At 61.9% G+C, this 26,368-nt stretch carries 25 protein-coding genes, 1 tRNA gene and 1 pseudogene; 8 read left to right on the top strand and 19 right to left on the bottom strand.

Annotation, left to right across the window (positions count from 1 at the left end):
• Positions 1–183: 183 nt before the first annotated feature.
• Positions 184–1,107, top strand: coding sequence for a branched-chain amino acid transaminase (locus HZR20_RS09375; protein WP_181686330.1), 924 nt, complete (start codon positions 184–186; stop codon positions 1,105–1,107).
• Positions 1,108–1,145: 38 nt separating this feature from the next.
• Here HZR20_RS09375 and HZR20_RS09370 read toward each other — a convergent pair whose 3' ends face one another.
• Entirely contained in the window at positions 1,146–1,787 is a 642-nt protein-coding gene (locus HZR20_RS09370) for a DUF502 domain-containing protein (protein WP_181686329.1), read from the bottom strand.
• Positions 1,788–1,917: 130 nt separating this feature from the next.
• Between HZR20_RS09370 and HZR20_RS14805 the strand changes: the two are divergent.
• Positions 1,918–2,252 (top strand): annotated as a pseudogene (locus tag HZR20_RS14805) (hypothetical protein); the annotation flags it as partial.
• Between the two features lie 23 nt (positions 2,253–2,275).
• Here the strand turns inward: HZR20_RS14805 and HZR20_RS09360 are convergent.
• From HZR20_RS09360 to HZR20_RS09345, 4 genes are all read right to left on the bottom strand, one after another.
• Positions 2,276–2,524, bottom strand: a complete 249-nt coding sequence (locus HZR20_RS09360; protein WP_181686328.1) for a hypothetical protein — start codon at positions 2,522–2,524, stop codon at positions 2,276–2,278.
• A gap of 245 nt (positions 2,525–2,769) precedes the next feature.
• Positions 2,770–3,243: a metal-dependent transcriptional regulator gene (locus HZR20_RS09355; RefSeq protein ID WP_181686327.1), complete on the bottom strand. Its 474-nt coding sequence runs from the start codon at positions 3,241–3,243 to the stop codon at positions 2,770–2,772.
• A 103-nt stretch (positions 3,244–3,346) separates the two neighbouring features.
• The gene (locus HZR20_RS09350; protein WP_181686326.1) at positions 3,347–4,045 is read right to left on the bottom strand and encodes a TMEM165/GDT1 family protein; all 699 of its coding nucleotides are present in this window, start codon (positions 4,043–4,045) and stop codon (positions 3,347–3,349) included.
• Positions 4,042–4,740 carry a metal-dependent transcriptional regulator gene (locus tag HZR20_RS09345; protein WP_181686325.1) on the bottom strand — a complete coding sequence of 233 codons (699 nt, stop codon included), beginning with the start codon at positions 4,738–4,740 and terminating at the stop codon, positions 4,042–4,044. The genes HZR20_RS09350 and HZR20_RS09345 overlap by 4 nt, the downstream gene beginning before the upstream one ends.
• 224 nt (positions 4,741–4,964) lie before the next feature.
• Between HZR20_RS09345 and HZR20_RS09340 the strand changes: the two genes are divergently transcribed.
• Positions 4,965–5,336 (top strand): MarR family transcriptional regulator, encoded by a 372-nt coding sequence (locus HZR20_RS09340; RefSeq protein ID WP_181686324.1) that lies wholly within the window; start codon positions 4,965–4,967, stop codon positions 5,334–5,336.
• 95 nt (positions 5,337–5,431) lie between these two features.
• Here HZR20_RS09340 and HZR20_RS09335 read toward each other — a convergent pair whose 3' ends face one another.
• From HZR20_RS09335 to HZR20_RS09320, 4 genes are all read right to left on the bottom strand, one after another.
• Complete coding sequence (locus HZR20_RS09335; RefSeq protein WP_181686323.1) at positions 5,432–6,253, bottom strand: Nmad3 family putative nucleotide modification protein; 822 nt, start codon at positions 6,251–6,253, stop codon at positions 5,432–5,434.
• 427 nt (positions 6,254–6,680) lie between these two features.
• Positions 6,681–7,157 (bottom strand): 6,7-dimethyl-8-ribityllumazine synthase, encoded by a 477-nt coding sequence (ribH, locus tag HZR20_RS09330; RefSeq protein WP_181686322.1) that lies wholly within the window; start codon positions 7,155–7,157, stop codon positions 6,681–6,683.
• Positions 7,158–7,182: 25 nt separating this feature from the next.
• Entirely contained in the window at positions 7,183–8,421 is a 1,239-nt protein-coding gene (ribB, locus tag HZR20_RS09325; protein ID WP_181686321.1) for a 3,4-dihydroxy-2-butanone-4-phosphate synthase, read from the bottom strand.
• Complete coding sequence (locus HZR20_RS09320) at positions 8,421–9,155, bottom strand: riboflavin synthase (RefSeq protein ID WP_309484921.1); 735 nt, start codon at positions 9,153–9,155, stop codon at positions 8,421–8,423. The genes ribB and HZR20_RS09320 overlap by 1 nt, the downstream gene beginning before the upstream one ends.
• Before the next feature lie 1,229 nt (positions 9,156–10,384).
• On the opposite strand from HZR20_RS09320, the gene HZR20_RS09315 reads away from it, so the two are divergent.
• Entirely contained in the window at positions 10,385–10,636 is a 252-nt protein-coding gene (locus HZR20_RS09315) for a hypothetical protein (protein ID WP_181686320.1), read from the top strand.
• Between the two features lie 548 nt (positions 10,637–11,184).
• Here the strand turns inward: HZR20_RS09315 and HZR20_RS14560 are convergent.
• The gene (locus tag HZR20_RS14560; protein WP_258560412.1) at positions 11,185–11,664 is read right to left on the bottom strand and encodes a type IV pilin N-terminal domain-containing protein; all 480 of its coding nucleotides are present in this window, start codon (positions 11,662–11,664) and stop codon (positions 11,185–11,187) included.
• Positions 11,665–12,054: 390 nt separating this feature from the next.
• On the opposite strand from HZR20_RS14560, the gene HZR20_RS09305 reads away from it, so the two are divergent.
• Entirely contained in the window at positions 12,055–12,240 is a 186-nt protein-coding gene (locus tag HZR20_RS09305) for a hypothetical protein (protein ID WP_181686319.1), read from the top strand.
• An 86-nt stretch (positions 12,241–12,326) separates the two neighbouring features.
• On the opposite strand, the gene HZR20_RS09300 is transcribed toward HZR20_RS09305, so the two are convergent.
• A complete protein-coding gene (locus tag HZR20_RS09300) occupies positions 12,327–12,506 on the bottom strand; it encodes a hypothetical protein (RefSeq protein WP_181686318.1) in 180 nt (59 codons plus the stop codon).
• 376 nt (positions 12,507–12,882) lie between these two features.
• Positions 12,883–13,017, bottom strand: a tRNA-Met gene (locus tag HZR20_RS09295).
• Positions 13,018–13,194: 177 nt separating this feature from the next.
• On the opposite strand from HZR20_RS09295, the gene HZR20_RS09290 reads away from it, so the two are divergent.
• Positions 13,195–14,292: a DUF7115 domain-containing protein gene (locus HZR20_RS09290; RefSeq protein ID WP_181686317.1), complete on the top strand. Its 1,098-nt coding sequence runs from the start codon at positions 13,195–13,197 to the stop codon at positions 14,290–14,292.
• A gap of 19 nt (positions 14,293–14,311) precedes the next feature.
• Here HZR20_RS09290 and HZR20_RS09285 read toward each other — a convergent pair whose 3' ends face one another.
• Positions 14,312–14,641 (bottom strand): DUF5830 family protein, encoded by a 330-nt coding sequence (locus HZR20_RS09285; RefSeq protein WP_181686449.1) that lies wholly within the window; start codon positions 14,639–14,641, stop codon positions 14,312–14,314.
• Between the two features lie 212 nt (positions 14,642–14,853).
• Between HZR20_RS09285 and HZR20_RS09280 the strand changes: the two genes are divergently transcribed.
• Positions 14,854–15,531, top strand: coding sequence for a TVP38/TMEM64 family protein (locus HZR20_RS09280; RefSeq protein WP_181686316.1), 678 nt, complete (start codon positions 14,854–14,856; stop codon positions 15,529–15,531).
• Between the two features lie 20 nt (positions 15,532–15,551).
• Here HZR20_RS09280 and HZR20_RS14730 read toward each other — a convergent pair whose 3' ends face one another.
• The 6 genes from HZR20_RS14730 to trpD all read right to left on the bottom strand — a co-directional run bounded on the left by HZR20_RS14730 (position 15,552) and on the right by trpD (position 24,206).
• A complete protein-coding gene (locus HZR20_RS14730) occupies positions 15,552–15,671 on the bottom strand; it encodes an HVO_2523 family zinc finger protein (protein WP_309484920.1) in 120 nt (39 codons plus the stop codon).
• A 90-nt stretch (positions 15,672–15,761) separates the two neighbouring features.
• On the bottom strand, positions 15,762–20,009 hold the full coding sequence (locus tag HZR20_RS09275) for an LAGLIDADG family homing endonuclease (RefSeq protein WP_181686315.1): 4,248 nt from the start codon (positions 20,007–20,009) through the stop codon (positions 15,762–15,764).
• Between the two features lie 318 nt (positions 20,010–20,327).
• Complete coding sequence (gene trpG, locus HZR20_RS09270) at positions 20,328–20,954, bottom strand: anthranilate synthase component II (RefSeq protein ID WP_181686314.1); 627 nt, start codon at positions 20,952–20,954, stop codon at positions 20,328–20,330.
• Positions 20,951–22,564 (bottom strand): anthranilate synthase component I, encoded by a 1,614-nt coding sequence (gene trpE, locus HZR20_RS09265; RefSeq protein WP_181686313.1) that lies wholly within the window; start codon positions 22,562–22,564, stop codon positions 20,951–20,953. The genes trpG and trpE overlap by 4 nt, the downstream gene beginning before the upstream one ends.
• Entirely contained in the window at positions 22,561–23,199 is a 639-nt protein-coding gene (locus HZR20_RS09260) for a phosphoribosylanthranilate isomerase (protein WP_181686312.1), read from the bottom strand. Before HZR20_RS09260 ends, trpE begins: the two co-directional genes overlap by 4 nt.
• On the bottom strand, positions 23,196–24,206 hold the full coding sequence (gene trpD / locus HZR20_RS09255; protein WP_181686311.1) for an anthranilate phosphoribosyltransferase: 1,011 nt from the start codon (positions 24,204–24,206) through the stop codon (positions 23,196–23,198). The genes HZR20_RS09260 and trpD overlap by 4 nt, the downstream gene beginning before the upstream one ends.
• A gap of 135 nt (positions 24,207–24,341) precedes the next feature.
• On the opposite strand from trpD, the gene HZR20_RS09250 reads away from it, so the two are divergent.
• A complete protein-coding gene (locus HZR20_RS09250) occupies positions 24,342–25,961 on the top strand; it encodes a S1C family serine protease (protein WP_181686310.1) in 1,620 nt (539 codons plus the stop codon).
• Positions 25,962–26,368: the final 407 nt, after the last annotated feature.

Genomic DNA, 26,368 nt, shown 5'->3' with positions numbered 1-26,368 from the left:
CGGGATCGTACTCGAGTGAGACGAATATTCGTCGTCCAAACCGAAGTGAGAGATGGCGCAGGTTCCGTGTCCGGGGAAAGATAGCGGCGGGGTCAAATAACACGAAACGGACCGACAGACCAGGACAGACCTCCCACCGACAAACCGTGAAGACTCTTAACGGAGGGGTGCTTTGAAGCGGGTATGAGTTTCGACGACATGGATGTCGGGACAATCTGGATGGACGGAGAGTTCGTCGACTGGGAGGACGCCCAGGTGCACGTGCTCACCCACGGCCTCCACTACGGGACCGGTGTCTTCGAAGGGGTGCGCTGTTATGACACCGACAACGGGCCGGCGATCTTCCGATGGGAGGAACACCTCGATCGGCTCTACCAGTCAGCCAAACCCTACGGCATGGAGATTCCCTTCGATCGGGATGAACTCACCGAGGCGACAATCGAGTTGATCGACCGCGAGGATCTCCCGTCGTGTTACATCCGCCCGATCGCCTTCTACGGCTACGACATGCTCGGACTGGATCCCGGCGATGCTCCGGTCAAGGTGTCCATCGCGGCCTGGCCGTGGGGGACGTATCTGGGTGAAGATGCCCTCGAAGAGGGTGTCGACGTGGCGGTCTCGTCCTGGCGGAAGTACGCCTCCAGCCAGATGCCGACCAACGCCAAGACCACGGGCACGTACGTCAACAGCGTGCTAGCGAGTCTGGAAGCCGACAGCAACGATTACACCGAGGCCATTCTGCTCAACAAGGACGGCCAGGTCGCCGAAGGGCCGGGTGAGAACCTGTTTCTGGTCCGAGACGGCGAGATCTACACGCCCGGCCTCGCCGAATCGAACCTCGACGGCATCACCCGCCAGACCGTGATCGAGCTGGCCGAAGAACAGGGCTATACGGTCCACGACGACGCGACGATCTCCCGTGGTGAACTCTACACCGCCGACGAACTGTTCTTCTCGGGGACCGCCGCGGAAGTCACGCCGATCCGAAGCGTCGACGACGTCGAGGTTGGTCCGGGCACGAAAGGGCCAGTCACCGACGAGATGCAGCGGACATTCTTCGATATCGTCGAGTCAGGCGAGCGCGACGAGTGGTTCACCTACGTCTAAGCGGTCGGTCGCTGCTGAGAGAAAACGCACCCACGCAGTCAGGACGACTTGCTTTCGGCTAGTTCTTCGACGTCAATCTGGGCGGCCTGCTCGTCACTCTCGCCGAACCCAGCCGAGAGAATCCGCGTGAGTGCTTCCTCGACACGTTCGTCGGTTTTCGTATACTGTTCGGGTTCAACCTCGATGACGAAGCCAGTGGTGATGTTCGGTGCCGTGGGTAAGAAGAGCACCTCACGCCCATCTTCAGTCGTTTTGCCGGTCAGAAATGCAGTCATCCGCATGCCATTCCAGGGTTCGAGCTTCACCGGTGCCTGCAACTCGTCGGTCCCAGTCAGGGCAGTCTCGGCAGCCATCTTCGAAGCGTTGTAGACGACGCGCAGCCCCGGCAATCGGTTCATCAGATCGTCGATCGCCGATTCGACGATCGCACCAAAGGCGGTTCGCATCAAATAGCCGACGGCAAACACCAGAAGAACGAACACGACGATCGTCAGAACCACACCCAGTGGCTCCGGACTCAGATCGATCTTGGTACCGAAGACGAAAAATGGGTCAGGATCGATTCTGATCGGGACTGCCTTCAAACGGTTGTACAGCCACAGAAGGACGACGATCGTCACGAGCAACGGAGCCAGGACGATCAACCCGCTGGCGAAATCACGCTTCCACGTCGAAGCCATCGATTCATGCCTGTAGGGGCATCGTAATCAGCCTTCTTGTTGGGCTCGTGACGGTCACACAGGAGTTGCCTCGATTGTCGTGAACTGTCAGAAGTGAAATGCGTAGAAGTCACCGATTCAAATCCGAACTGTGCGCTATCGGAACGCCCTGTTGTTCGTCGTGCTGGCAGCCGTCTGGGGCAGCGTGTTCGCCGCGATCAAGGCCCGACTGGCGACGTTTCCGCCGGTCCTGTTCGCCGCGATCCACTACAATATCGCTGGTATGAGCTTCGGCGCGGCGTTGAGCTTCGCAACTGGAAGGGTCCTGACGCGCTGGCTCGATCCGATTTGCCGATCGAGACGATAGAAGCGTGGTCGATGGTTGGCGGGGCGATATTGATGCACGTGCTTAGTCTCGGTATGGGGAAGTCTCCGGTTGCGATCACGTGGACGCCACGTGCGATCGCCGCGCTCGTTCACAGCAGTAGCGGCGACCGAAAACAGGAGAGTCACTCGCGCTGGTAGGCGTGGCCGACGTACAGCATAAACACGTTCAGGGCCAGCAGGGCAAGAAACGCCGCGGCGGTCGAGGGCTCTTCCAGTCCCGAGACCAGTAGCGGGAGCTGGACGAATGGAAGGGCAATCGCAGCCCAAAACGCGATACCACGGACTGGTTCGAGCAACCAGCGCCGCGAGCGGGTAGGCTGTCCGTTGGCGGGCGGTCCGTGATCCGAGAGTGGGGGCGTGGAACTTGACATCGGGGACACCGTCTATCTACTCCATTGGACGGGGTGTCCTTATAGATGCCAGAGCCTTCGGATGCTTTCAGCCCGTTTCACGCCCTCAACGTCAAGTGGTGTGTCATTTTATAACGGCAGCTACGACGGCGAAACGTTTTATCGACCCCTATAATGAAGTTTCGCGGAAATACAGTGGACTATCCAGCAGTATGGAATTCTCGGGAGAGAACCCAGAGGCTGTCCGAGAAGCGACGACAGACAGGTCACGCCGTGGCGACCGTGAGTCGCGGGCACTCGGCGGCGTCGCTCGCTTGACACAGCCGATCACAGGGGTGGTCGATCAGCGACGCCAGGCAGTCGACGCCCTCGTCGGGCAATTCGAACCCGATTCGATAGGCGCAGTCGACGTCGAGATCGAGACCGAGTTCCCCCTCGAAGAAGCGTTCGGTCACGCACCGACGCCACTGGAGATGGCGTGCCAGGGTCTCTCCCTCGGCCGTTAACGTTGCGCCGCGGTAGTGTTCGTGATCGACGAGTTCGCCGGCACCGAATTTCTCGACCATTTCGGTGACGCTTGCACGACTCACGCCCAGGCGAGTCGCAAGCGTACCGGTGGCAACGCGATCTCGACCGGCCAGCGCACACCTGAGCAGGCCACAGAGATACTTCCCGCCAGTCCGCGTGATCGAGTGATCTCCAAGCGATACGTCGTTAGTCAGTGCGCGAGTGTCAGTCATGATGAGCCCCCCGTTCGTGACGCCGGCGACGTATTTCGAACTACAATGAACCAACCGATAATCTTTCGGATGATCCTCACAGCGTTGGAACACACTCGATGGTTCAGACGAGCGCGAGGACGAAACTGGAGGCCCCTTCGATGATCGTCTCCCAGACTGAGAATCCAGTCGTAACGGCGAGGACGGTATCCGCGGCGAAGAACACGAAGATCGCCGCACCGGCAAAGTGGGCCTTCCGGAGGTTCACCAGGTGGGCAAAGCGGTGGAAGAAATAGGCGTTGAGCAGGCTAATGGGGATGATCGCCAGCATCTCGCCGACCCAGATTGCCGACGTCGCGCCGTAATCCGCTGCCAGACCGATCGTGACTAATTGGGTCTTGTCACCGAACTCGCCGGCGGCCATCATCGCGAAAATGGGAACCCAGCCACCCAGCAGTGGCGGTATCTCCCGGCCGAAAATCGAAACGTCGAGATCGCTCACGCCGGCCGTGACGCCACCGTCAGTCGTAGCCGTGTCCGAACTCGGCTTTGGTGCCGACCGGACCAGCAGGATCGCAAACAGGACGAACAATCCCGCAGTGAAGGCGTTGAGGTACAGTTCCGGGAGTGCACTCTGTATCGCCTCGCCGAAGAGGATCTCCAGGGCCGTCCACCCGGCGAAAGCTGTCCCGGCCGCCGAAACGACCACCAGTGGATGGTACCGCGTCGACAACCCCGCGATGATGAGTTGCACCTTTTCGCCGGGCAACACCGACAGCTGGAACGCGAAGGCAACGATGAGAATCTCGACGTACTCGCTCACAGTCCCGGCACCTCCTTAGTGGCAGCCTCCTCGCCGGTCGATGCCGAGCGAACGTAGATCCGCTCGGCCGTCGACTCCGGAAGCTGGCGGCTGTCACACTCACATTCGAGGACGTACGTTCCGACGGGCGTGATCTCGACGATATCGAGTTCGCGTCCGGGGACGATACCCTCCGCTTCGAGATAGCGCAAGGTCTCGACATCGCGTTCACGGACGCTCGCGACGACAACAGTGTCGCGTTCCTCGTGGGCCGAAAGCGGCTTGACACCCTCTTCGACCGGGGGCTCCAGGTCTGCATTCGGGATCGGCTCGCCGTGTGGATCGACCGGCGGATGGTCGAGTTCGCTGGCGATCCGTTCCTCGAAGTCCTCGCTGATGTGGTGTTCGAGTCGCTCGGCCTCGTCGTGGACCTCTTCCCACTCGTACCCGAGATGCTCGACGAGATAGGCTTCCAAGAGTCGGTGGTGGCGGATCGTCTCGATGGCGATCGCCCGGCCGTGTTCGGTCAACTCGACGCCGCTGTATTTCTCGCGTTCGAGGAGGGCTTGTTCGGCCAATTTCTCCAGCATGCGCGTGGCCGTCGGCGGTGTCACGCCGAGCGCGTCCGCAATCGCCGACGTCCCCACCGGCGGCCCCCGATCGCGTTCGAGTTCGTAGATCACCTTGAGGTAATCTTCCATGACAGCAGTATCCATGTTGGCCGAATTTAGCTGTGTCTAACTCTTAAGTCTGCCGGCTGAAAATAAATGATTGTGGGCACAGAAGCCAAAGCCAACGGTGCCGCCGCGCTCAGTCTTTGAGCCCCGTTTGGGAAGGACAACCGCCGCGTTTCGAATGATCTCAGAAAGATCGCTTTCAGCATTTTCGTTGTTTACAGGCATAATACTCTTCACGTCGAACGACATACGTTCGGACAGCAATGTCAATTGACCGGGATACCTTCGAGAACACGAGCGAGGAGGAACTCGCACGTCTCTCAGTGCCGGATCGTGTACTCGGGTTTCTCGCTGTCAACGACGATCGCGCGTTCAAGGCACGCGAACTCGCCGCCCAGATCGACGCAGACGCGGGTGCTGTCAGTACCGCACTGTCGCGGTTGAAGGACCACGATCTCGTCGAACACAAGGCCACATACTGGGCAGTTACTGACGATTCCGAGCGACTCGACGGATACGACGGCTACGAACGAGCGACGGCACTGTTCAACGAGCAACTCGGCGCGGAAGACAAAGAGACGTGGCGCGAACACACCCCCGAGGAATCCCACCCGAGCGTGGAGGACGAGCGGTGACGGACGAACTCGTGGACAAAGCGGTCGATGCTCTCGTTGAAGAACTGCAGTGACGGCCCACTGGCATTCAATTTTCTGGATAGAACCAGGAGCTGTCAGCGCTCGTCCGGAATCCCGACCCGATCGACGAACGCCTCAGTGGAGAGATCGAACTGCATTGCCGGTTTCCGTGTCAGCGCGACGGGGTCGGCGTCCGGACCGGCCAGGTTCCAGTCCGCGGCGATCAGATCGCGGAGGTAATAGCCGGCCCGTTCGTTGCCCGGTTTGACGTATTTCTCGCTCAGACGGATGGGATCGCGCTCGAACAGCCCGCCCGGTCGCCGGCCCTCGACGATGACGACGTACTTTCCGTCGGCGCCGATGCGATCGTAGTAGAGTTCGCCGTCGTCGGCCCGTTTGGCGTGGGCGTTATCGGCGTGGTCGGCCAGGAGTCGGCGCTGTTCCGCCTGAGACAGCCCCTGGGTGGTGACGACCGACTCGACGGTGAAATACCCGATTAGGTACCGGTGTGGGTCGCCACCATCGGCCGGGGCCAGTCCGGCGTAGAACCCGACGATATCGCCCGGCTCCAGCGCTTCCAGAAAGGGGACGTAGCGCTGTCGCCGGTCGACACTTCCGCGGTGTTCGCCGTAGGTCAGCGCCTCGAAGTTCGGATCGCGATGGAGCGGCCAGTCGGCGATCCGGTCGGGATCGGTGATCCAGGCCGCCTCGCGACCGGGCGCGGGGCGGATTTTCGAGAGAAGATCGGCGGCAACGTCACCCGTCCGGAGGGACCAGGTTCGGAACGTCTCGGATTCGCCGGTCTCGGAACACTTCTCGGGGATCGGGATGTACTCGAAGGTCCCGTCGTCGTACAGCGGGAGGTTGCGGCCGACGTTGGACTGGTCTGCGCCGACGCCGGCGAGAACGACTGTCATCGGGGGCTACTACAGCACCCGCCGAGAAAAAAAGTCGCGACTGGTCACAGAATGGCATACAACAGTTCACGAGTCGGTTGGTTTCACCGACTTCGGGAATACCTAGCCACTCAGTGTTACGTCACGTCTTGACTTTCGAGTTCACACTACTTCGGTACTGACCAATATATCAACCCCTGATAGAATCGCGTGGAAGATATAGACCATCTTTTTCCCGCTCGGGTATCCTCGCTCGCTGCGCTCGGCGGACGTTTTTCGTGCTCATAACCAGGCGAAATTCGCGCCTTCTATCTTGGGCGCGTCAAGAGAACAATCCCCCGGAAGTGAACTAGTGGAACTCAGAAGTCCACGGTTGGGGAACCACGCGGTCTGTCTGCCAATCGAGCGTCGGTCAGACGACCCTGCGGTCGAAGAACCTGACGCGCCCTCAGAACTCGCCGAGCAGATCGGCCATCTCGATGGCGCTCTCGGCGGCTTCGCTGCCTTTGTTGCCCTGTTTGACGCCCGCGCGGTCGATCGCCTGCTCGGTGGTGTCTGTTGTCAGCACGCCGAAGGCGATCGGCACGTCGGTGTCCAGGGTCGCCTTGGCGACACCCTTCGTCGCTTCGTTGGAGACGTACTCGAAGTGCGGTGTTTCTCCCCGGATGACCGCACCGAGGGCGATCACGGCATCGTAGTCGCCGGACTCGGCCATGCGTTGTGCCACCAATGGAATTTCCCAGGAGCCCGGCACGCGGGCCACGTCGATGTCGTCCTCGCTAGCGCCGTGGCGCGTCAGCGTGTCCAGGGCGCCATCGAGTAGTTTGCCCGTGATGAGGTCGTTGAAGCGGCTGACCACGATACCGAATTCGCGGTCGCTCGCGTCCAGTTCGCCTTCCAGTTCTGTCACGTCGTAGTCTGTCATGGATCGGTGTTAGGTCCGTTTTGTGTTAGTCCGTGTTGAACACGTCGAGTTGATGGCCGAGCTTTTCGGCCTTCGTTGCGAGGTACGATTCGTTTTCCGGATTGGGTTCGATCTCCAGGGAGTCGGTCTCGACGTCGAAGCCAAACCGCTCTAAGGCCGTGATTTTCCGGGGATTGTTCGTCAGCAGACGCACCCTGTCGAGGCCGATATCCTTGAGCATCTGGGCGGCGGCATCGAAGCGCCGTTCGTCGGGCTCGAACCCGAGCTCACGGTTGGCCTCGACAGTGTCATAGCCCTCTTCCTGGAGCTGGTAGGCTTTGAGTTTGTTCAGCAGGCCGATCCCTCGCCCTTCCTGATCGAGATACAGCAAGACGCCACCCTCCTCGCTGATTCGTTGGAGGGTCTGATCGAGCTGGAAGCCACAGTCACACTTCAGCGAGTGGAGGGCGTCACCGGTCAGACACTTCGAATGGATCCGCACGAGTGGGCGGTCCGTCCCGGGATCGACGTCCTCGAAGTTGACCAGGGCGACATGAGTCTCACCGCGATAATCGTACCCATAGAGGTCGAACTCGCCGAACTCCGTGGGAAGGCGCGTCTCGACCTCGCGAGAGACCAACGTCTCGGTCAAATATCGGTACTCGACGACATCCGCGACGGTCACGGTCGGCAAGTCGTGTTCCTCGGCAAATTCCAGAAGGCGGTCCTCGCGGGCCATCGTCCCGTCGTCGTCGACGACCTCGCAGATCACGCCCGCGGGCCGATAGCCAGCGATCCGGGCCAGATCGACCGCCGCCTCGGTGTGACCGGCTCGATCCAGAACGCCGTCAGCCCGCGCTTCCAGGGGGAAAATGTGGCCTGGTTTCTCCAAGTCCGTGGGGGCAGTCTCGGGATCGGCCAGGGCCTGGATCGTCTCCGCGCGGTCGTACGCCGAGATGCCCGTGCCCGTCGAGACGGCGTCGACCGAGACGGTGAATGCGGTGCCCATCTCCTCGGTATTCTGGGACCGGGGCACCATCTGTTCGAGCCCGAGGTCGTCGGTCAGCTCGGGACCCATCGGTGCACAGACCAGCCCGCGCCCGTCCGTGAGCATGAAATTGATCTGTTCGGGCGTGACTGCCTCGGCCGGCACGTAGAGGTCGCCCTCGTTTTCCCGGCCCGCCTCGTCGACGATCAAGATCATCTCGCCGGCTTCGAGTGCGGCGATCACAGCCTCGATGTCGTCATAGCGGGATCGGTCGCGGTCGGAATCGACGATACTCATTATGTACCCTCCATTGATGCTAATTTCTCCATCAGATCACCAGCACCGGCATCGGCGCTGCCGGCCAGTCGTTCGAGATATCGGGCGATCACGTCGACTTCGATGTTGACCGTGTCGCCGACACTCGTCTCCCGGAGGAGCGTCTCCTCTTCGGTGAAGTCGGTGATCGAGACGCTGAACGTGCGATCGACGTCAACGACGGTCAAACTGACGCCGTCGACGGCCACCGACCCTTTCGGAGCCAGGTACGGCAGCAAGTCTTCGGGCGGCCGGATCGAGTAGATCCGGGCTTTCTCTTCCCGGCGGAGATCCGTCACGACGCCGGTCCCGTCGACGTGGCCCGTCACGAGGTGGCCGCCAAGTTCATCTGCCAGCGTCAGTGCCGATTCGAGATTGACCGGGCTGTCCGGGCGGAGTTCTTCCAGCGTCGTCCGTCGGTAGGTCTCGGGCGTCACTTCGACGGTGAACGTCTGGGCCGCCCGGTCGATATCGACAACAGTCAGGCATGGGCCGTTGACGGCCACGCTATCGCCGAGTTCAGGCGCGATCTCCTCACTGTGAATCGTCAGAACCAGCGCTTCTGCCCGTCGGTCGATCTCGACGATGGTGCCGACGTCTTCAATTATACCCGTGAACATCGCTCGCTCCTGTTGCTGTACGATCCGGTCCGCGGACGGTGCCGCCGACCGACTGTCCTCGGTCGCCATCCGTCGCGTCGTTCCATTCTGCTGCACGTTGGTCGCTCACCCGTATAAAATAATTGGAATGGATCCCAATTGTGAAGGGCAGACAGGATCAATCGTGATTGATAAACTATGGCCGGGCGATGAGTACCGGAACACGCCGTTTCCCGGTGCTGTCTCCGTGGCCAAGGCGGCAACTACGACGGTCCCATCCCTGTATTGGGCGATTTCGTCGTCCGGACGTTCGTTGACGGACAGACAAGCAGAAGCTTGGCCCAATTCTGAGTGGGATCACGTGTTCTCCCGGTAGCCAGTTGTTGAAGCGCCAAACCCACAAACAACAGGTTCGTTTGCGGCGCAGATCGCAGCTCGAAATTCCGGGCCCGCGAGGGCGTTCAAAACACGCCTGATGAATTGCCGAAACCCGCTCCCGTCCGGGAGAGGTCCCTGTTCTTTGTGTCTCGAGTTACCGACTCTGATCACGAAGGCGAGACTCCACCGTAGTGCATGTGTGGTGTCAAAAGGGCCGCAGGCACAGGATGCCTGTTGTGGACTATGGGTGGACAACCTATAACTCGCGGCCATGAAATCATTCTTTACCCCAATACATGAAAGTTTCGAAATAGTTTCTGGGACAGGTTCACACACTCACGCCGATCAGACGGACGCGTTCTCGATTACTACACCCAGCCCCAGAGGATCACTGGCCCCGCCGTGACCGGTTCAAGTCGCCTCCCGGCCGCTCCCGAGGAGGTTCGACCGAGCGTGAGCGGTGGGAACAAGCGGTTAGAAGGGGAATCACTGGGCAGTCGGGGCATGCTGGGAGCCGGGGTCGTCGGTGCAGTGTCCACTCGTGCCTCGAGAGCCAAGCGAATTGCTGCCCCGAACGGACGGTCCAGCCGTGGAAACGGTAGAGATTGCCAGCAGACGATCCACACAGGAGCGGGTTGATCCGGCTTGTCGCAGACGCCGACAGAGAAACCTCCGATAGCGATTCGGACGGACTCGAACAATTAAATACGGTCCGGTAAAACGAAGGGAAGATGCCCTCCATACGCAGACGTCGATTCCTCGCATCGCTCAGCACAGTCACGGTTGGGGCCCTCGCTGGCTGTAGTGCGTTCACAGAGGAGGCCCCGCCAGCGGGAAGCCTTCGATTCGAGAACGATCATCACCTGCCGCATGCGATTGGAGTTACCGTAACGGATGTAGGATCGGAGCCGGGGACGGATGCCGGCGACGTACCTGGCACAGCCACTGTGCCAGCATCCCAACGCAATATGACTGCAGCAACGACGGTAACACCCGGTGACAGCCAGACGTACGACGGGATCTTCACTGAGTCCGCCTGGTACGAGATCGAATTCACCCTCGATGGGGAATTACTGGACAAGAGCTTGGGGACGACGCGTTTCAATCCAGCCGCAGTTGTGGGCGGTAGCTACGAATATCTCACCGGCCACGTCTACGAGTCCGGCGAGTTTTCGTGGGAAGTGCGGACGACGGACACCGCAGGCCCGTTCGATCACTAAGCACGCACTGCTGACTGCCACGCCTCGTGCAAAGTGTCGGAGAAAGAGTGGCCGATCCACTGGAAAGCTCGCGGCCCCTGTCTGCAGAGGCAGACGCCGTAGCGTGCAACCGGAAGAGTTGACCCCGTACGTGCATTTGTCAGCGTCGCCACTCACCATCGTTCGTGGCTCCGTATAAATCCCCGGGGAAAGCTGCCAAACGACGTGAAATCGGCGGGTCCCAACCCTCGCGCTCACAGACCCACGTCAGTCCGTCGCCGTCGCGGGCCGGTTCGTGACACCACGGACAGCCCAGACCGTCAGTTATCGCCGACCCCTCCCCGGCGATCGAGGCGCATCCCTGGGGACGGGCGTCGACATACTCGCGCCCAGCGTGGGTCCGCACAACGTATGGACGCTTGAAGTCACACTCACAACACGGACTGTCCGCCCGCAGTACGATCCGCGCTGGCACTCGCGTAGGTGCTGTTCGGGAGGCACGGCCCCGGGACACGGGCTACCACGTAATCGCGATGCGTGAAAAAAACCGCGAAAAGACACCTCGTCGGTCAGTTCTCCCAGGTCTTTAGCGTCCTCGACTTGTCGGCGCTGCTGGACTCCCAGACAATTTCGATCGTTGCGTTGCCGAATTCAACGTCTTTCGCCGAAAAAGTGTCTGTACTTGCAATAGATCCAGCACTCACGTTCACACTCCCGCTTGCGCCGACATCAGATGGGCCTCCGAGTTCTTCCCATCCGAAATCACCGTCGTATTTACTGTCGCTAGCGCCAGACACCGAAACAGTCAATTCTTCACCGCTGATGTCTTCCCCGCCGCCGTAGGAGAATACCACACTGTGGTTCGACCCGGACAGATCAGAACTCGTGTCCCAACTCCCCGTCGGCGCCGTATCCTCGGGCGGCCCCATGTTCATCACGAACGTCGCGATGACGGCTGCCAGGATGACTGTAATCGCTACCATCAGGATGACGCCGATGACCGGCGACACCCCGCGATCCTCTCCATCGAATAGTTGCTTTATCTGCATGCGACACCCGCAACAATGACCGGTTGTAGTTTAACCATTCCGGAATGTTCATCGGCGAATAGCGTCTTCTGAGTTTGAAAGAGCCGCGCTTGCTGTCGATTATCTCAAAACCCATCTCGGAACCCACAGCCCGGACATGTAGGACGCACGTCAGACACTCGCGAGTCGGGTGATCGCCGATTCCACCCCGACGTACGTCTGCGTCGAGGGGGTTCAAGTCCATGCTTTGGGCCGTGCCCACTTCGGCGCTCCACCCGCGATGTCGACACCGACGAGTCCAGCACTGATCACGACGGTCGTGACGACCATGTAGGAACCGAAGCCGGATCTCAGAGCGAGCGGCTTCATGCCGACTCACCCCCCGCCAACCGCACGCGCGAGCGGCCCGCGATGATACGCAAGCGGATCCTCCCGCCACTGCAACCAGTCACCGTCGACGGCGTCACTGCTCTCGCACCGGACACGCCGCTGCCCGGACTCGACGGCCAGGACCCTTTTCGATCTCCGCCCGAAAGTCGGTATCCCGCCCTCGATCACGGCGACGACGGCCACATGGCAGGCCTGGATTCGAAGTGAACGGTTCAGTAACAGACCTGAACAGATATGGCCACGCCGGTGATGATCGCCGCCGAAACACACCGGGTTCTGACAGAGGTCGCAGGTCAGTAGATTCCCGGCGCGATCTCGCGAGAAGCACCGTCGTAGCTGACCGTCGCCTGGTCACAGGCCGGTCGCAGCACCTCGCTGTCGGGGTCGGGCCAGTGCAGTGTGTCGGCGTCCTGCGAGCGCTTACCGACGGTCCACTCGACGCGGAGATCGGTGGCCGTGAGCGCCTGACTCACGCCGGATCACTCACGTATCCAGCAGGTGAAGACACACCACTTACTATCGGTCCTACGTAGCCAGATGATGTTTCAGAGGAGTGCCAGAAGAGTGCTGCCGAACGACAGCCAGACTCCGTCTGGCCTCCTCTGCACTCGCTGGCGCTCGCACAGACCCTCCCGGATTCTCCGCCCTCCACAGCGCATTCTTGGAGGTATGGCTCGCCGACGCGAGCCACGAATAAAGTATGCCCGGGGAGGGCTCCGAACAACGGGAAATCAAAGATTTCCCACCCTCGCGCTCACTGGCGTTCGCGCGATACCTTTCAGGGTTCGTCGCCCTCCGCAAATCATTCGCAGGGCTGTCGCTCACAGATAGTTCGCGACGGGTTGAGAATGCCCGGGGAGGGCTCCGAACCCTCGATCTCCGCATAACCCAGGTCCGAGGGGACGACCCTCGACAGGCATGCAGACGCACACACGTGGAAAGACCCTATGAGTGCGGCGCTATGTCCAGCTAAGCCACCCGGGCGCAATCCCGAATTGCGCGAGGGGAGCCTTTAACCTTCTCATCTTCGAGTCGCCGGAGGGAACGCCGACCGAAACGCGATCAGTGTCCACCGGCCAGCGACGACGACAGCGAAACTGGAATTGCCGACCGACGCCGTCTACCCGCGGATTTAAGCCGCCGGACAGGCACACCTTGAGCATGGAGATTCCAGCCCTCGTCCGGGAGGAACTCGGTGACGAGGAACTTCGGGCAGGCGTGCCGATCGGCGACGAGGACGTGGTCTGTGCAACCCCCACACGGACGCTCGTCTACAACGCAGAGGGACTGCTGAGCGACGAAGGCATCGATGCGTTCCCCCACGACGCCGACCGCCTCGAACTCTCTGAGGGGCGGCGAAAAACGACATTCAAGCTCACCTACGTCGACGGCACGCGCTCGTTTTCCGTGCCCGGCGATCACACGCGAGACGTCCTGACACTCCTGCTTGAGGGGATCCTCGGCGCACACGGCGTCATCGCTGATGGAGAGTCGGTCGTCGGGGCCTTCCGGTTCAGTGAGTTGACGCTCGTGATTGCCGAACAACAGTTGGTCAGACACATCGGCGCGACCGTCTGGGACGACGACTTCGAAACCTACGCCTACGAGGACCTCACGGGCCTGGCCTTCGAAGAGGGCAGCGTCGCCACCGAAGTCGTCATCTCGATCGACGGCCGCCCACAACGCATCAAGACACCACGCGACGACGCGCGCCTCGTCGAAGAGACACTCAAGAAGGCCGTCTTCGAGTACTACGACGTGGCGACGCTTGCCGAACTCGATCGCGTCGTCGGGCTGGACGAGGATGATGACAAGGCCCCGGACGGGAACGACCTCACGCTCGGCTCGGACATCGACCCACTCGTGACCGACGCCGAAGTCGAGGACCCGCCGGCAGAGCCAGCGACCGAACCGGCTGCCGGGACAGCCGTCGAATCGACCACTCCCGAATCTGCGTCCGATCAGCCAGAACCCCAACAGACGGAGCAATCTGTGGTCGATTCGAACAATGACACAACCGACGAAGCCCGGTCCATCGACACCGATATCGGTGACAGCGAGATGGGAGCAGCCGACCGCGGAGACGAAACGCTGAACCTGTCTGCCGACTCCGATCCCGACGTCGCAACCGCCGAGGAGGTCGAGGAGCTACGAGAGCAGATGGGCGAACTCTCGACGGCAGTCAAACGACAGAACCAGCTACTCAAAAAACAGCACAACGCCATCACGGAACTCGTCGAGCAGTTGCGCACCCAGTGATCGCTTGCCCGGGAGCCAGTCACTCCCGTCCGGTCACCTTCCGAATGCACGACGAGCCAAAGGGACCGAGTTCGCCCGCGTCGAAGTTGACGAAGTGCCCCGTCGAGATCTCGGCCCCACACCGTCGACAGGTGAATTCGCCCTCTCGGGTGATGACCTGGCTCTCGAAATTGACGTAGTTGCCACCGACGGGTTCGATCGTCGTCTCCTCGCGCTTGATGATCCCGTTTGCCTCGGCCGTCTCCAAGATTTCGCGAGTGACGCGGGGATCCGTCGTAATCGTCTCTAAGCGATCGACCGCCTCGGCGACCGATAGCGCTGGATCCTCACAGTGGGCCAGCAATGCCATCCCGAGGGCGACTGGATCCGGGTCCCCAGGGTCTGGCCCCCCAGATTCGGCTGGCTTCCCCGGTTTGGCAGAGCCGGCCGTACCGCGATTCGCTGGCTCGTTCGCGTCGTCGTCGCGGTCGTCGGTCACAGTCGACAATTCGGGCGCGAGCGCCAAGAATCATCGGGCGACGACCACAAGAGGTTTGCCGGACTCAACCCCACTACAGAGTGATGCACCCGGCGGTCCGACGGCAAGCGATGGTACTCGGGGTCGTGCTCGTGGTCGCTGCGATCGCGACCGTGACGAGTTCACCAACAGACGTGATCACTACCGTCGAAACCGTCGCCGGATCGCCACTCGCGTTCGTCGGCGTCCTCGCCGTCCTGTATACCGTCCGGCCGCTCGTCCTCTGGCCGATCTCGCTCCTCTCGATTCTCGCTGGGTACGGACTCGGCGTGCCACTCGGCGTCCCGGTCGCACTCGCGGGCGCGGTACTCACGTGCATTCCGCCCTACGTCCTGGCCAGGCGGGCCCCGCGGGAGGCTGGTCTATTCGGTCGACTCTACCGGCGAAGTCGCGACGTCGTCACGGCAGTGGGTGAACTCCGTGGAGTCGTGGCCGCCCGACTGTTCCCCGTTCCTGCCGACGTGATCTCCTACGGCGCTGGCCTTTCGACGGTGTCGGCCAGGGCGTTCGTCACCGGAACTTTCGTCGGCGAGATTCCGTGGGTGGTTGCGGGCGTCCTGACTGGGTCGTCGATGCGAACACTCACGCTATCGGGAGCCAGCGAGAGCCTGCCGCTACTCCTCGGTGCCGGTGGGCTAGGACTCCTTGTCCTGGCTGGCCCAGCGATCCGACACCTCCAGCGCCGGGATCGACTCCCGACGCTCGACTCGCTGAGTTCCTGACCGGTGAGACGGTCGCGAATTCAATAGAACGTGTCCGCACAGTCGTAGATGACCCCGTGGGCCGGACAGACGTACTTGCAGTGGCGCGAAAAAAGTGGCCGACCACAGCGCGGACAGGGGCGACCGCCTGTCTCGCTCATACAGACGCATCGACAGCCGGGCGCTTGACGGTTCGGGTGGCGGAAAACAAGTCGACCAACGGAAAATATCAGGTAGTGCCAGTCAGCGCGTCAGCACTCAGACCAGCCACAGGACTCGCAGGTCTTGCAGCCTTCGGAGTAGTACAGCGACATCGAGCCACATTCGGGACACTCGGGACTCTCGCCGTTCGCGATGATGTCCTGCTGATCGGCCAGCGAAGGCGAATCAGTGGCTGTGGCCCCGCCATCGGTCGAGTGGTCCTCCGAACTGGACATCGCGGCCGTGTGCTCAGCGGGGCGGTCTTCGTCAGCCGTTTCCTCTAAGGTGCGCTGCTGTGGGTACGTGCGGTCGATCTCGTCGTCGAGATAGCGCCGCAGAGCCGTTCCGAAGGCGTCCGGGATGGAGTTGATCTGCTCGCCCTTGTCCCAGGCGACCTTCGGCGATCGGATGCCCTGGAGCTTGTCGACGATCTCGTAGGGATCGACGCCCGAGCGCAGTGCCACCGAGATCGTCTTCGCCAGCGCGTCCGTGAAGGAATTGGTGAACCCACCGGAGTGACCCGTGTTGGCGAACAGCTCGAACGGTTCGCCTGTCTTGGGGTCCTCGTTGATCGTCACGTACAGTTTGCCGTAGCCAGTCTCGATGCGCTGGGTGACGCCGTGCAGTTGGTCGGGACGCGGTTTCTTCTCGGCGTACTTGCGTGCGGTGTCGCCGTTGAGCAGGTCCTCGATATCCGTGGTAAGTCGATCCCGGACGCCATCGTTGTCCAGGAACGCCTCCAGCCCGCCGAAAACGTCGTCGATCTGTGCGACGATGGTTTCGGCGGCCTCTTCCTCGTCCATGTCGGCGAAGTCGGTGTTGTCAGCCCGCGTGGTCAGCACCTGCTTGCTCCGGGTGCCGTCACGGTAGTAGGTGACGCCCTTGCCGCCGTGTTCGTAGATGTACTCGAAGACGTCCTTGGCGTCCTCGACGTCGGAGTCGTTGGGCGCGTTGACGGTCTTGCTGATGGCCGAGTCCACACCGTCCTGTAGGGCACACTGGATCGAGGCGTGCTGCTTGGGCGAGAGGTCGCCCGTCGTGACGAACAACTCGCCGATGGCGTCTGGCACCGTCGACAGCCCTTCGACGCCGTCGAAGTCGTTTTCGGCCATCTGCTCTTGGGCTTCTTTCTTGACGGCCTCGACGTCGATGCCGTTCTCCGTCAGAACCCGCAGGAAGTAGTCGTCGAATTCGACGAGCATCTCATCGCCCTGCACGTCGTCGGAGACATTCTTGTAGTAGGCGACGTTGTAGACTGGTTCACACCCGCCGGTCGTGTTGCCGACCATGCTGGTCGTTCCGGTCGGTGCAATCGTCGTCGTGTTGTGATTGCGAATGGCGAACCCGTCATCGAAGTCAGCAGCGTCCGTGCCGACGTAGTGTTCGAACCACTCGTTGTACTCGGTTGGATCGGCGTACTTCGAGTCGTCCCACTCCGCAAAGGAGCCCCGTTCCTCGGCGAGTTCGTGACTCGCCCACTTGGACTCGTAGTTGATGTGCTGCATGACCTGGCGGGCGATCTCGTCGGCTTCGTCGCTACCGTATTTGACACCGAGCTGGATGTACAGCTGGGCCAGCCCCATGATGCCAAGCCCGATCTTGCGCATATTCCGGACCTTCTCCTCGATCTCGGCGACCGGGAAGTCCGACATCGTGACGACGTTTTCGAGGAAGCGCGTCCCCATCTCGATGCGATGGTCGAGTTCCGCGAAATCGATTGCCTCTTCGAGATAGGCGTCGACCGCATCCTCGAAGTCGTCGTACTCGTCGGCGTGTCGATCAGACCAGACTCGCCAGTCCGGCGCGTCCGTGTCGGCGACCGTCGAGAGATTGATGTGCCCGAGGTTACAGGCCTCGTACTCTTCGAGCGGTTGCTCACCGCAATTATGGGTTACAAGCCCGTTCGCGACGAACGAGTGGGTTTCCGGCTCAGTCAGGTCGTACACTGCTTCATGATCGTCGTACTCGACGGACTGGACAGTCGCCTCGAACCGCTCGCTGTACGGGCCCCGATCGTAGTCAGCGAGACGGTCTTCAAGGGACTCCTGCTTGGTGTCGAGCAGGAACCCGATCTCGTCGCGGAACCGGACCAGATTGTCCTTGACAATGACGAGTTCGTGGAACCCTTCGGTTTCGTATTCGGCCGTACCGCCGGTTCCGTCGGGTAATTCTCTTGTTCCGGCTTCCTTCCGGTCCTCGTAGACCTTGCTCGCGATGCCGAAGTTGATCAGCAGTCGCTGGACATCCTTGAGGAAGTCCGCGTCGACGCTCGCCAGTCGGACGGAAACACCCTTCTCGACGTTGCCCTGAACGCCCCCATCGGCGGAGAACAGCGCCCGCAGGAACCCGCGAGCCATCTCCTCGCTCCCGCGCATGACAGCGTCGGGAACCTGGAGTTTCGCCTCGGCGAGGCCAGCCTGTTCGGCGTACTCATAGAGGCGCGCCGAGCGGATTCGCTGTTCGACGGCCTGGGCACCGCGGTACTCGTCGCTCCGCGCGATCTCGTTGACGCCGATCTCGTAGTCGGCGTTGCCAGTGGGCGCACGCACGATCTCGTTGACGTCGTCGGCGAACTGCCCGGAGACCTGCGCGTCCTCGTCGTAGAAGTTCAGGACTGCTCGCTCTTCGCCGTGTTTGAGATGCCCATCACCGACCAGCCAGCCGAGGACGCGTCCCTCTTCAGCCGAACCGTGCTTCCCGAACTCACCCTTGCGATCCTGAACGTGGACCGTGTCGCCGGGTTCCAGGTTCTGTGCTTCGGTCCATCCATCGTCGGTCATCAATCGATGGTCGGCCGTCAGATGGAGTTCGTACCCCTCCTCCGTTTCGAGCTTGTACACGTCCTTCTCGCCGGTCTTGAAGACGCTACTGGCCTCCTTGACGCGGTCTTCGCTCAGACGTCCGTCGACGACAACGTCCCGCGCGACACCCTGTTCGTACAGTTCCTCGGCCGGCACGAGACCGTCCTCGGTACTGATCAGCGTGTCACCGGTGACACACGGGTTCGTCGCGAGAATCTGATGATCTGGATTCGCTTCGACGTCGAAGGAGTGTTCCTTGTTGACGCGTTCCAGATAGATGACGCCCGGTTCGCCGTTCTCGTGGGCGCCCTCGACGATGTCGTCCCAGAGTTCTTCGGCGGGAACGGACAGTTCCTCGCCGACCGTGACGTACTCGCCGAGGCCGAACATGTCGTACAGTTCTTTGGTTTCCTCGGTGACGATGTGGGCCTCGCCAGTCCGTGGGTTCGTGAAGGTAAACTCCTCGTCGTTCCGGAGGGCGTCCATGAAGTCGTCGGTGATACCCACCGAGATGTTGAAATTCGAGAGGTGGCCCTCGACGGCGTTGCGGAGGTGTTCGGGAACTTTGCCCTCGTCGTCGATTAGTTCACGGCCCTCATCCAAGGCGTCAGCAAAGGAGGTGTGGGTGAAGTCGTCAGGATCGTTCAGCCGTAGGGTGTGAGCCAGGGAGACGTCCTTGTTCTTGGCGTGAATGAACTGGATGACGTCCGGATGGGAGACGCGCATGACGCCCATCTGGGCACCGCGCCGCGCGCCACCCTGGGCGATCGTCTCACACATCTGGTCGAAGGTACGCATGAACGTGATCGGCCCGGAGGCAATTCCGCCCGTCGAGCCGACTGCGTCCCCGTACGGGCGGAGTTTCCAGAAGGCATAGCCCATGCCGCCGCCGGACTGGAAGACCTGTGCGGCTTCTTTTGCTGTCTGATGGATGTCGTCGATGTCGTCGGCGGGACTATCGACGAAACAGGCAGACAGCTGCTGGAGTTCGTCGCCGGCGTTCATCAGCGTCGGCGAGTTCGGCATGAAGGAGAGATCCCCCATCAGCCGCTGGAACTCCGCGGCGGTGTCCTCGACGTGTGCACGGACAGCCTCGGGGAGTTCAGGGACGACCGTCTCGTAGGCGAACTTGTTCACGTTGTACTGGGTGAGAGTGGTCTCCGCGTCCGCATCAGCCGTCGTCCCTTTCCCGAAGACCTCCGCGGCGAGTTCGTCCCGCCGCGGGTGATCGGGTTTGAGCTGGTCGGGCGTGACCGTGATCTCGACGTCCTGGTTTTGGGCCTCGTAGACCGCCTCGGCCAGGGCGATGTTCTTGGCAACCCGTTCGAAGAGATCCTCTTGGTCCTCGACGAGGTCGCCGTCGGCGTCCTTCCGGAGATACCGCGCCGGCAAGATGTTGTGATAGGCGTTATCAGTCAGTCGGTCGGCGAGCGTCTCGCCGTCGGTCCGCTTGATCGGCAGCGTCACCTCGTCGACGCTCAATTCGGCGTCGCTCACTGCTCGGCCCCCCCGGTAATGGCGGGCGACTGACCGTCGATCCGTCCTGTCGATCGGCGCTGCGTTCGTGTCATTTGTGTCGAAATTCGATTGGCTCGGCTACGGCATAACCCCTTGGTTTGGTTGATTGCGTGCGATTCCAGTCAGTGTCACGGTAGAGAGACGTGACCGCGAAAGCCCCGGCTCGCGGGGTACTCGCGCACGCTGAAATGGAAGGAGGTGGGACCACATAAGACTTCCCAGACCGGAGTGAAAGTGATCGAGTAGAAATAGATAGCGGCCCCGTCTGGTGGGTCGGAGTCGAACGCGGGGGGTGGGTCACACCCCAGCGAGGAAGTTCCGGATCACATCATGTCCGACGGCAGTCAACACGGACTCGGGGTGAAACTGGAGGGCCTCGATTGGATGCTCGCGATGGCGGACCCCCATGACCAGTTCGACCACCCCATTCTCGGTCTCGGCCGCCGTTGTAGCCGTCACGTCGAAACAGTCCGGGACGTCACTAGCGACGAGTGAGTGATAGCGCCCGCCCTGAAAGCCCTGATCGAGACCGGCGAAGACGCCCCTGCCGTCGTGCTCGATCGACGCCGCTTTCCCGTGAATCGGCTCAGGGGCGTGGCCGACCGTGCCACCGTACTCGTAGACCGCGGCCTCCAGACCGAGACAGACACCCAGTGTCGGCACCTCGGGGCTGACCGCACGGAGGACGTCCATCGTCACGCCGACATCGCGATCGTTCTTCGGGTGACCTGGCCCCGGGCTGATGATGATGGCGTCAGGGTTGGCCGCCCGCACGTCCGCAAGCGAAGCCGTGTTCTTCAGGACGGTCGTGTTGGCGTGTTCGGACGTGTACTCAACCAGGTTGTACGTGAACGAGTCGAAGTTGTCCACGAACAGGACCTCGGTGGCCGCGTCGACGCGGCTTCCGCTCGCCGACTCGCTCATCGTGACACCTCCTCGATGGGCGTCTCGCGCTCGATCCGTTCGATAGCATCGATCACGCCGCCCATCTTCTGTTCGGTCTCTTCGTATTCGCTTGCTGGATCGCTATCGGCGACGATCCCGGCCCCGGCCTGGACGGTGATCCGATCGGTGCCCCCGTTGGCGTCGGTGGCATCGACGCCGTGTTCGAGTGCCGCCGACCGGATGACGATCGCGAAGTCGGCGTCGTCGTTCCAGGAAAAATACCCCACGCCACCGCCGTAGACGCCGCGCGGATTAGGTTCCAGGTCCTCGATGATTTCCATGGCACGGATCTTCGGCGCACCGGAAAGCGTTCCCGCGGGGAACGCCGCCCGCGTTGCGTCGAAGGCGTCAGCGTCCTGGGCAAGCGTCCCTGTCACCGTCGATTCGATGTGCTGGACGTGGCTGTACTTCAGGACGTTCATGAACTCCTCGACGCGGACGCTGCCCGCCTGCGCGACCCGGCGGACGTCGTTGCGAGCCAGATCGACCAGCATGGTGTGTTCGGCCCGTTCTTTCTCGTCGGCGAGCATTTCGCCAGCAAGTCGGCGGTCTTCGACGGGACTGGTCCCGCGGGGGCAGGTGCCAGCGATCGGATTCGACGTGATTCGGTCGCCGCCGACCGAGACCAGCGTCTCCGGACTCGCGCCGACGATCGTCAGGTCGCCGTAGCCCAGCAGGTACATGTATGGCGAGGGGTTGATCGTCCGGAGGGAATCATACAGCGCCAGCGGATCGACGTCGCCGTACAGCTCCCGTTTGCGAGAAATCACGCCCTGGTAGATCTCGCCGTCGAGGACGCCTTCCTTCGCGCGTTCGACCGCTTCCTCGTAGGTGTCCTGCGGGCCAGCGACTTCGTTCGTCCGCCTGAATCCGCCCGTTTCCGGTTGCCCAGCGCTCGCGAGCAGTGACTCGACGCGCTCGGCCTCCGTCAGCAGTTCGTCGTATCGCGCCCCGGCGTCTTCCTCGGGCCGGACGACTGGCGTGAACACGAGCGAGAGCGTGTCCGTGCCGTGATCGAATACGAGCGTTTGCGTGTTCAGGACGAACTGGGCGTCCGGGAACCGCGAGTCCGGCCGGTCGAGACCGACCTCCTCGAGCCAGAGGTCATAGACCGCCTCGTAGGCCAGAAAGCCGACGAGCCCACCCTCGAGGGTCTGGCGATCGTGGTCCGGGAAGCCGCGCCGGGGCACGTCGGGAAGCGTCGTCCGCAACTCGTCGAGGACGTCGCCGCCGTTGGTATCGATCAACTCGGCGTAGCGGTCGTCGATCGTCTCGACCGTGGTTTCGTCCCCCTCGACCGTCGCGACAGCAACTGGATCGTACCCCACGAAGGAATAGCGGGCGTGACGGTCGTCGGTCGTCGGGGCGAACGCCCCGTCCGGATCGCTGGAGGCGACCTTCTCGGCGCTTTCGAGCAGGAACGCGTAGTCAGCTGTCTCGGCGTCCGTGTTGGGGCCGGTCAGGGCCGCGTACGCCGTGAGTGGATCGACGTCGGCGTCGAGGTCGATCGCCACCCGGATCACACCCGGCTCGTCGGCGTCGGCCAGGTTCAGGAACTCCGTTCTGGCTAGGGACGGGTCGCCAGTCATGCGACCACCTGTTCGGATCTGGCCCGGTCGACGAACGCGGCGACGGCCTCGTGGTCCTTGATGCCGCCGTCGCTCTCGACGCCGCTTGCCGTATCGACACCGTACGGTTCGACCGTCTCGACGGCCTGAGCGACATTTTCGGGTGTGAGGCCGCCCGCGAGCACGATAGGAACGTCAAGTGACTCGACGACCGCCGCGGTCTGCTCCCAGTCGTGGGTCTTCCCGGTCCCGCCACCACCGTCCGCAGCGAGCGTGTCGACGACGAGCGCGTCGGCCGCGTCGGCGTAGGCTTTGAGATCTGCTTCGTGGTCGACGGCGACCAGTACGGGCTGGGCAATCGCCGCCCCGAGGTCGGCAACCTCGCCAGGATCGAGCGTTCCGTGGATCTGTACCGCGTCCGGTTCGGTCGCCTCGACGAGGTCACGGGCGGCGGCGACCGTCTCTGGCATCGTCACGAGCGTCCCGGCGACGAACGGCGGGACGGCGGCGAGCAACGTCGCGGCTGTCTCCGGGGTGACTTCCCGGGGCGTCTCGATAGGGACGTCAGCGATGACGCCGATGGCGTCGACACCCGCGTCCACGCTCGCACGCACGTCATCAACTCGTGTGTGGCCACAGATCTTCACCCGCGTCATGCGCCCACTCCGCGTAAGTCATCGAGCTTCTCGCCGGCCGCCCCCGAGTCGATTGCCTGGCGCGCTGCCTCGACGCCGTCTTCGATCGAGGACGCGTCGCCGGCGACGTAGACCGCCGCGCCAGCGTTGGCCAGGATGATGTCGCGCTTGGCGCCGTCCCTGGATCCCTCGACGATGCCGCGAAGCGCACTCGCGTTTTCACTGGGCGTGCCGCCCGCGACGTCGTCGATGTCGTGACGCCCCACGCCGAGATCATTCGGGGAGAGCGTGTACTCCGTGACGTCCTCGCCGTCGACTTCGGCGACCGTCGTCTCGTCGTGGACGGCGATCTCGTCGAGTCCGGCACCGTGAACGACCAGCGCATGCTCGACGGGCATGTGGGCGAGCGACCGGCCGATCAGTGGGACGAGTTCGGGATCGTAGACGCCCAGTACCTGTGCGTCCGCGCCGGCAGGGTTCGTCAACGGGCCGAGGATGTTGAAGATCGTCCGCATCCCGAGTTCCTTTCGCGGCCCGATGACGGCCTTCATCGCCGGGTGAAACACCGGCGCGAGCATGAAGCCGATCCCCTCGCGCTCGATAGCGTCTTCGACGGCCGGCGGTTCGGCATCGACGGTGACGCCGACCTCCTCTAAGACATCGGCACTGCCCGAGGAGGAGGACACCGAATAGTTGCCATGCTTGGCGATGGGGACGCCCGCACCCGCAGCGACGAGCGCGCTAGTCGTCGAGACGTTGATCGTGTCGTAGTCGTCCCCACCCGTGCCGACGATGTCGACCAGCGGATCCCGGTCCGGTTCAATCGTCCGCGCGGCCTCGCGCATTCCCTGAGCAAAGCCGGCGATCTCAGCTTCCGTCTCACCCTTCGCCCGGAGCGCGCTCAACAGCGCGCCGATCTGTGCCTCCGTGGCATCCTCAAAAACCGCCCGCGAGGCATCACGAGCCTGGTCAACGGTCAAATTCCCTCCGTCAGTGACCCGCTCGACGTGTTCTTGTATTGTGGTCATTGATGTACTCATTCGAGTTATAGTGTACAACTCCGTACACTAACTTAAGCGTGTTGGACCACAATTACCGACGCTGTAGAACTGTGAGCCTTCCTCTCCCGAACTACTATGTGTGTGAATTGACCACAATATAGCATGGGATCGAAAAGTGAGTACGGTCGGTCGAAGGTGTCCCGTCGTCGGGTTCTTCGGAGCGCAGCGGCCGCCGTTGCCGTCGGGATCGCGGGCTGCGCTGGGTCGGACGACGATACGCCGACCTCCACAAGCGGACCGACGGCAACGCCAACTGCGACGACCACGCCAACCGAGACGGTCACCGAAACAGTGACGCCGGAGGTACCCAACATCGAGAAACGGACTATCCAGCGGGATAAAGCTGCGATCACGCACATCAACAGTCGCGTTTCGGGAACGGTCGCGTGGCCCGAATTGACGACAATCTATCCGAGTGACGTCTACGGGACCTGGGACCTCACCAGCGGAGACGAGCAAATCCGATTCAACCGTGATAAGACATTCACGATCACCGGCGAAAACGGTGATTTCCAGGGCGAGTACGGCGTCAGGCAAGGGGCACGGATCATTCTCCAGACCGAAAGCGGGGGCACGGCGGGATACGACTACCAGCGGGCTGACCAAGGGGAGACGGCGATCCTCGAACTGTCTCGCAACGGGGAACTCGCCGGCCGGTACGAGCGGACGAGTACGCCGGATATCGAAGTGATCGATGCCGTTCAAGATGCCAAGCTCCGCCGTGACGAGAGCGAAAGCGCCGGCACCGAACGCGGCCACCTCCAGAACGGCGCGACCGGATCGGGCTTTATCGTCTCACCGGACGGGTACATCGTCACGAACGCCCACGTCGTGTTGGCCGACGACGACCCGGAACGGCTTCTGTACCAACACCTCGCATCGATCACTGCGGGGGCCATCCGCGAATCGCTAGCTGAGAGCTTCGCTGACTCGGGTCTAACAAATACCGAGAAAGGAGAGATCGAGAACACACTCTACGATAAGTTGATGGACTACTATCTGGAGTACAGTCAGCTATCCGGAGTCGACACCGAATTCAACGCGCTAAACGGGCGTGCGACGCCGGATGACGACATCGAGGTCGAAAGCTGGTCAGCCGAAGTGAGAGACCAAGGCACGGTTGTCACCGAAGTGGACGGAACCCCAACCTGGGGCCGGGACGTTGCCGTCCTGAAAGTCGACCAGACCAACCTGCCGTCAGTCACGATGGGCAGCGCCGAAGGCGTCGAAACCGGCGATGAGTTGTTCGTCATTGGCTATCCAGGCATTGGCATCCACGATCTCTTCGAGGATCGCGAACAGGCACTCCAGCCGACGCTCACGACGGGGATCGTCAGCGCCCGTCGCCGTCTTAATTCGGGCATCAACACGATTCAGACCGACGCCGCGATCAACAGGGGCAACAGCGGCGGACCGATGTACAACAGCGACGGCGAAGTGGTCGGAATCGCCACCTTTGGCCCGTCTGATGCCAATATTCAAGAGATTACGTTTGGGCTTCCCATCGAGGTCGCAACGGAAATGCTGGCCGGGCTCGGCGTCGAAAACGAGTCGGGCGAGATGGACACAGCCTTCGACGACGGACTACTGGCCTACTGGCGCGGAGACTGTGAGACCGCCACGGAAAAAATGGAGACGGCCCTCGAACTCTATCCCGACCACCCGTACGCCCAGGAGTATATCAACGACTGCGAATCCGGCGACGCCCCAGGACAGGGATAAGCCACCCCGCAGGATTGACTGGCGGGCTGTGAGCGAAACCGCGTTTTGGCTGTCGGTCAGAATGGTGAACACGCGAGGATGGCTGAGCGGCCAAAGGCGGCGGGCTTAAAATCCGGTCCCGAAGGAGTCTCGTAAGCGAGCACAGCAAGCGAACGAGCGCAGGGAAGTCGCAGGGCTGGGCGAAGCGAAGCCATCGTCTTCCCGTAGTCCATGGGTTCGACTTCCGATCGGTGCAAGCGCCGATCGACGTTCGCTCACGCCCATCCCCCGCATAGGGAGACGCGAACGGCGTGAGCGTCTCCATAATTGCGAACGGGAAGTGACACGAGCCGTGAGTAGCGAGACCGATCGGAGAGAGGTCTCGATTATCGTGAACGGCGACCAACGGAAGCCGTGAGTAGCGAGAC

The sequence above is a fragment of the Halorhabdus salina genome, assembly GCF_013839425.1.
Classification (GTDB): Archaea; Halobacteriota; Halobacteria; order Halobacteriales; family Haloarculaceae; genus Halorhabdus; species Halorhabdus salina.
This window is presented reverse-complemented; position numbering and strand designations above follow the sequence as displayed.

Bases quoted from the DNA above. Each gene is read 5' to 3' on its own strand.
- HZR20_RS09375 (WP_181686330.1), top strand. From the start codon at position 184: ATGAGTTTCGACGACATGGATGTCGGGACAATCTGGATGGACGGAGAG.
- HZR20_RS09370 (WP_181686329.1), bottom strand. From the start codon at position 1,787: ATGGCTTCGACGTGGAAGCGTGATTTCGCCAGCGGGTTGATCGTCCTG.
- HZR20_RS09360 (WP_181686328.1), bottom strand. From the start codon at position 2,524: ATGTCAAGTTCCACGCCCCCACTCTCGGATCACGGACCGCCCGCCAAC.
- HZR20_RS09355 (WP_181686327.1), bottom strand. From the start codon at position 3,243: ATGACTGACACTCGCGCACTGACTAACGACGTATCGCTTGGAGATCAC.
- HZR20_RS09345 (WP_181686325.1), bottom strand. From the start codon at position 4,740: ATGGATACTGCTGTCATGGAAGATTACCTCAAGGTGATCTACGAACTC.
- HZR20_RS09340 (WP_181686324.1), top strand. From the start codon at position 4,965: ATGTCAATTGACCGGGATACCTTCGAGAACACGAGCGAGGAGGAACTC.
- HZR20_RS09335 (WP_181686323.1), bottom strand. From the start codon at position 6,253: ATGACAGTCGTTCTCGCCGGCGTCGGCGCAGACCAGTCCAACGTCGGC.
- ribH (WP_181686322.1), bottom strand. From the start codon at position 7,157: ATGACAGACTACGACGTGACAGAACTGGAAGGCGAACTGGACGCGAGC.
- ribB (WP_181686321.1), bottom strand. From the start codon at position 8,421: ATGAGTATCGTCGATTCCGACCGCGACCGATCCCGCTATGACGACATC.
- HZR20_RS09315 (WP_181686320.1), top strand. From the start codon at position 10,385: ATGACTGCAGCAACGACGGTAACACCCGGTGACAGCCAGACGTACGAC.
- HZR20_RS14560 (WP_258560412.1), bottom strand. From the start codon at position 11,664: ATGCAGATAAAGCAACTATTCGATGGAGAGGATCGCGGGGTGTCGCCG.
- HZR20_RS09305 (WP_181686319.1), top strand. From the start codon at position 12,055: ATGATACGCAAGCGGATCCTCCCGCCACTGCAACCAGTCACCGTCGAC.
- HZR20_RS09290 (WP_181686317.1), top strand. From the start codon at position 13,195: ATGGAGATTCCAGCCCTCGTCCGGGAGGAACTCGGTGACGAGGAACTT.
- HZR20_RS09285 (WP_181686449.1), bottom strand. From the start codon at position 14,641: ATGGCATTGCTGGCCCACTGTGAGGATCCAGCGCTATCGGTCGCCGAG.
- HZR20_RS09280 (WP_181686316.1), top strand. From the start codon at position 14,854: ATGCACCCGGCGGTCCGACGGCAAGCGATGGTACTCGGGGTCGTGCTC.
- HZR20_RS14730 (WP_309484920.1), bottom strand. From the start codon at position 15,671: ATGAGCGAGACAGGCGGTCGCCCCTGTCCGCGCTGTGGTCGGCCACTT.
- trpG (WP_181686314.1), bottom strand. From the start codon at position 20,954: ATGAGCGAGTCGGCGAGCGGAAGCCGCGTCGACGCGGCCACCGAGGTC.
- trpE (WP_181686313.1), bottom strand. From the start codon at position 22,564: ATGACTGGCGACCCGTCCCTAGCCAGAACGGAGTTCCTGAACCTGGCC.
- HZR20_RS09260 (WP_181686312.1), bottom strand. From the start codon at position 23,199: ATGACGCGGGTGAAGATCTGTGGCCACACACGAGTTGATGACGTGCGT.
- trpD (WP_181686311.1), bottom strand. From the start codon at position 24,206: ATGACCACAATACAAGAACACGTCGAGCGGGTCACTGACGGAGGGAAT.
- HZR20_RS09250 (WP_181686310.1), top strand. From the start codon at position 24,342: ATGGGATCGAAAAGTGAGTACGGTCGGTCGAAGGTGTCCCGTCGTCGG.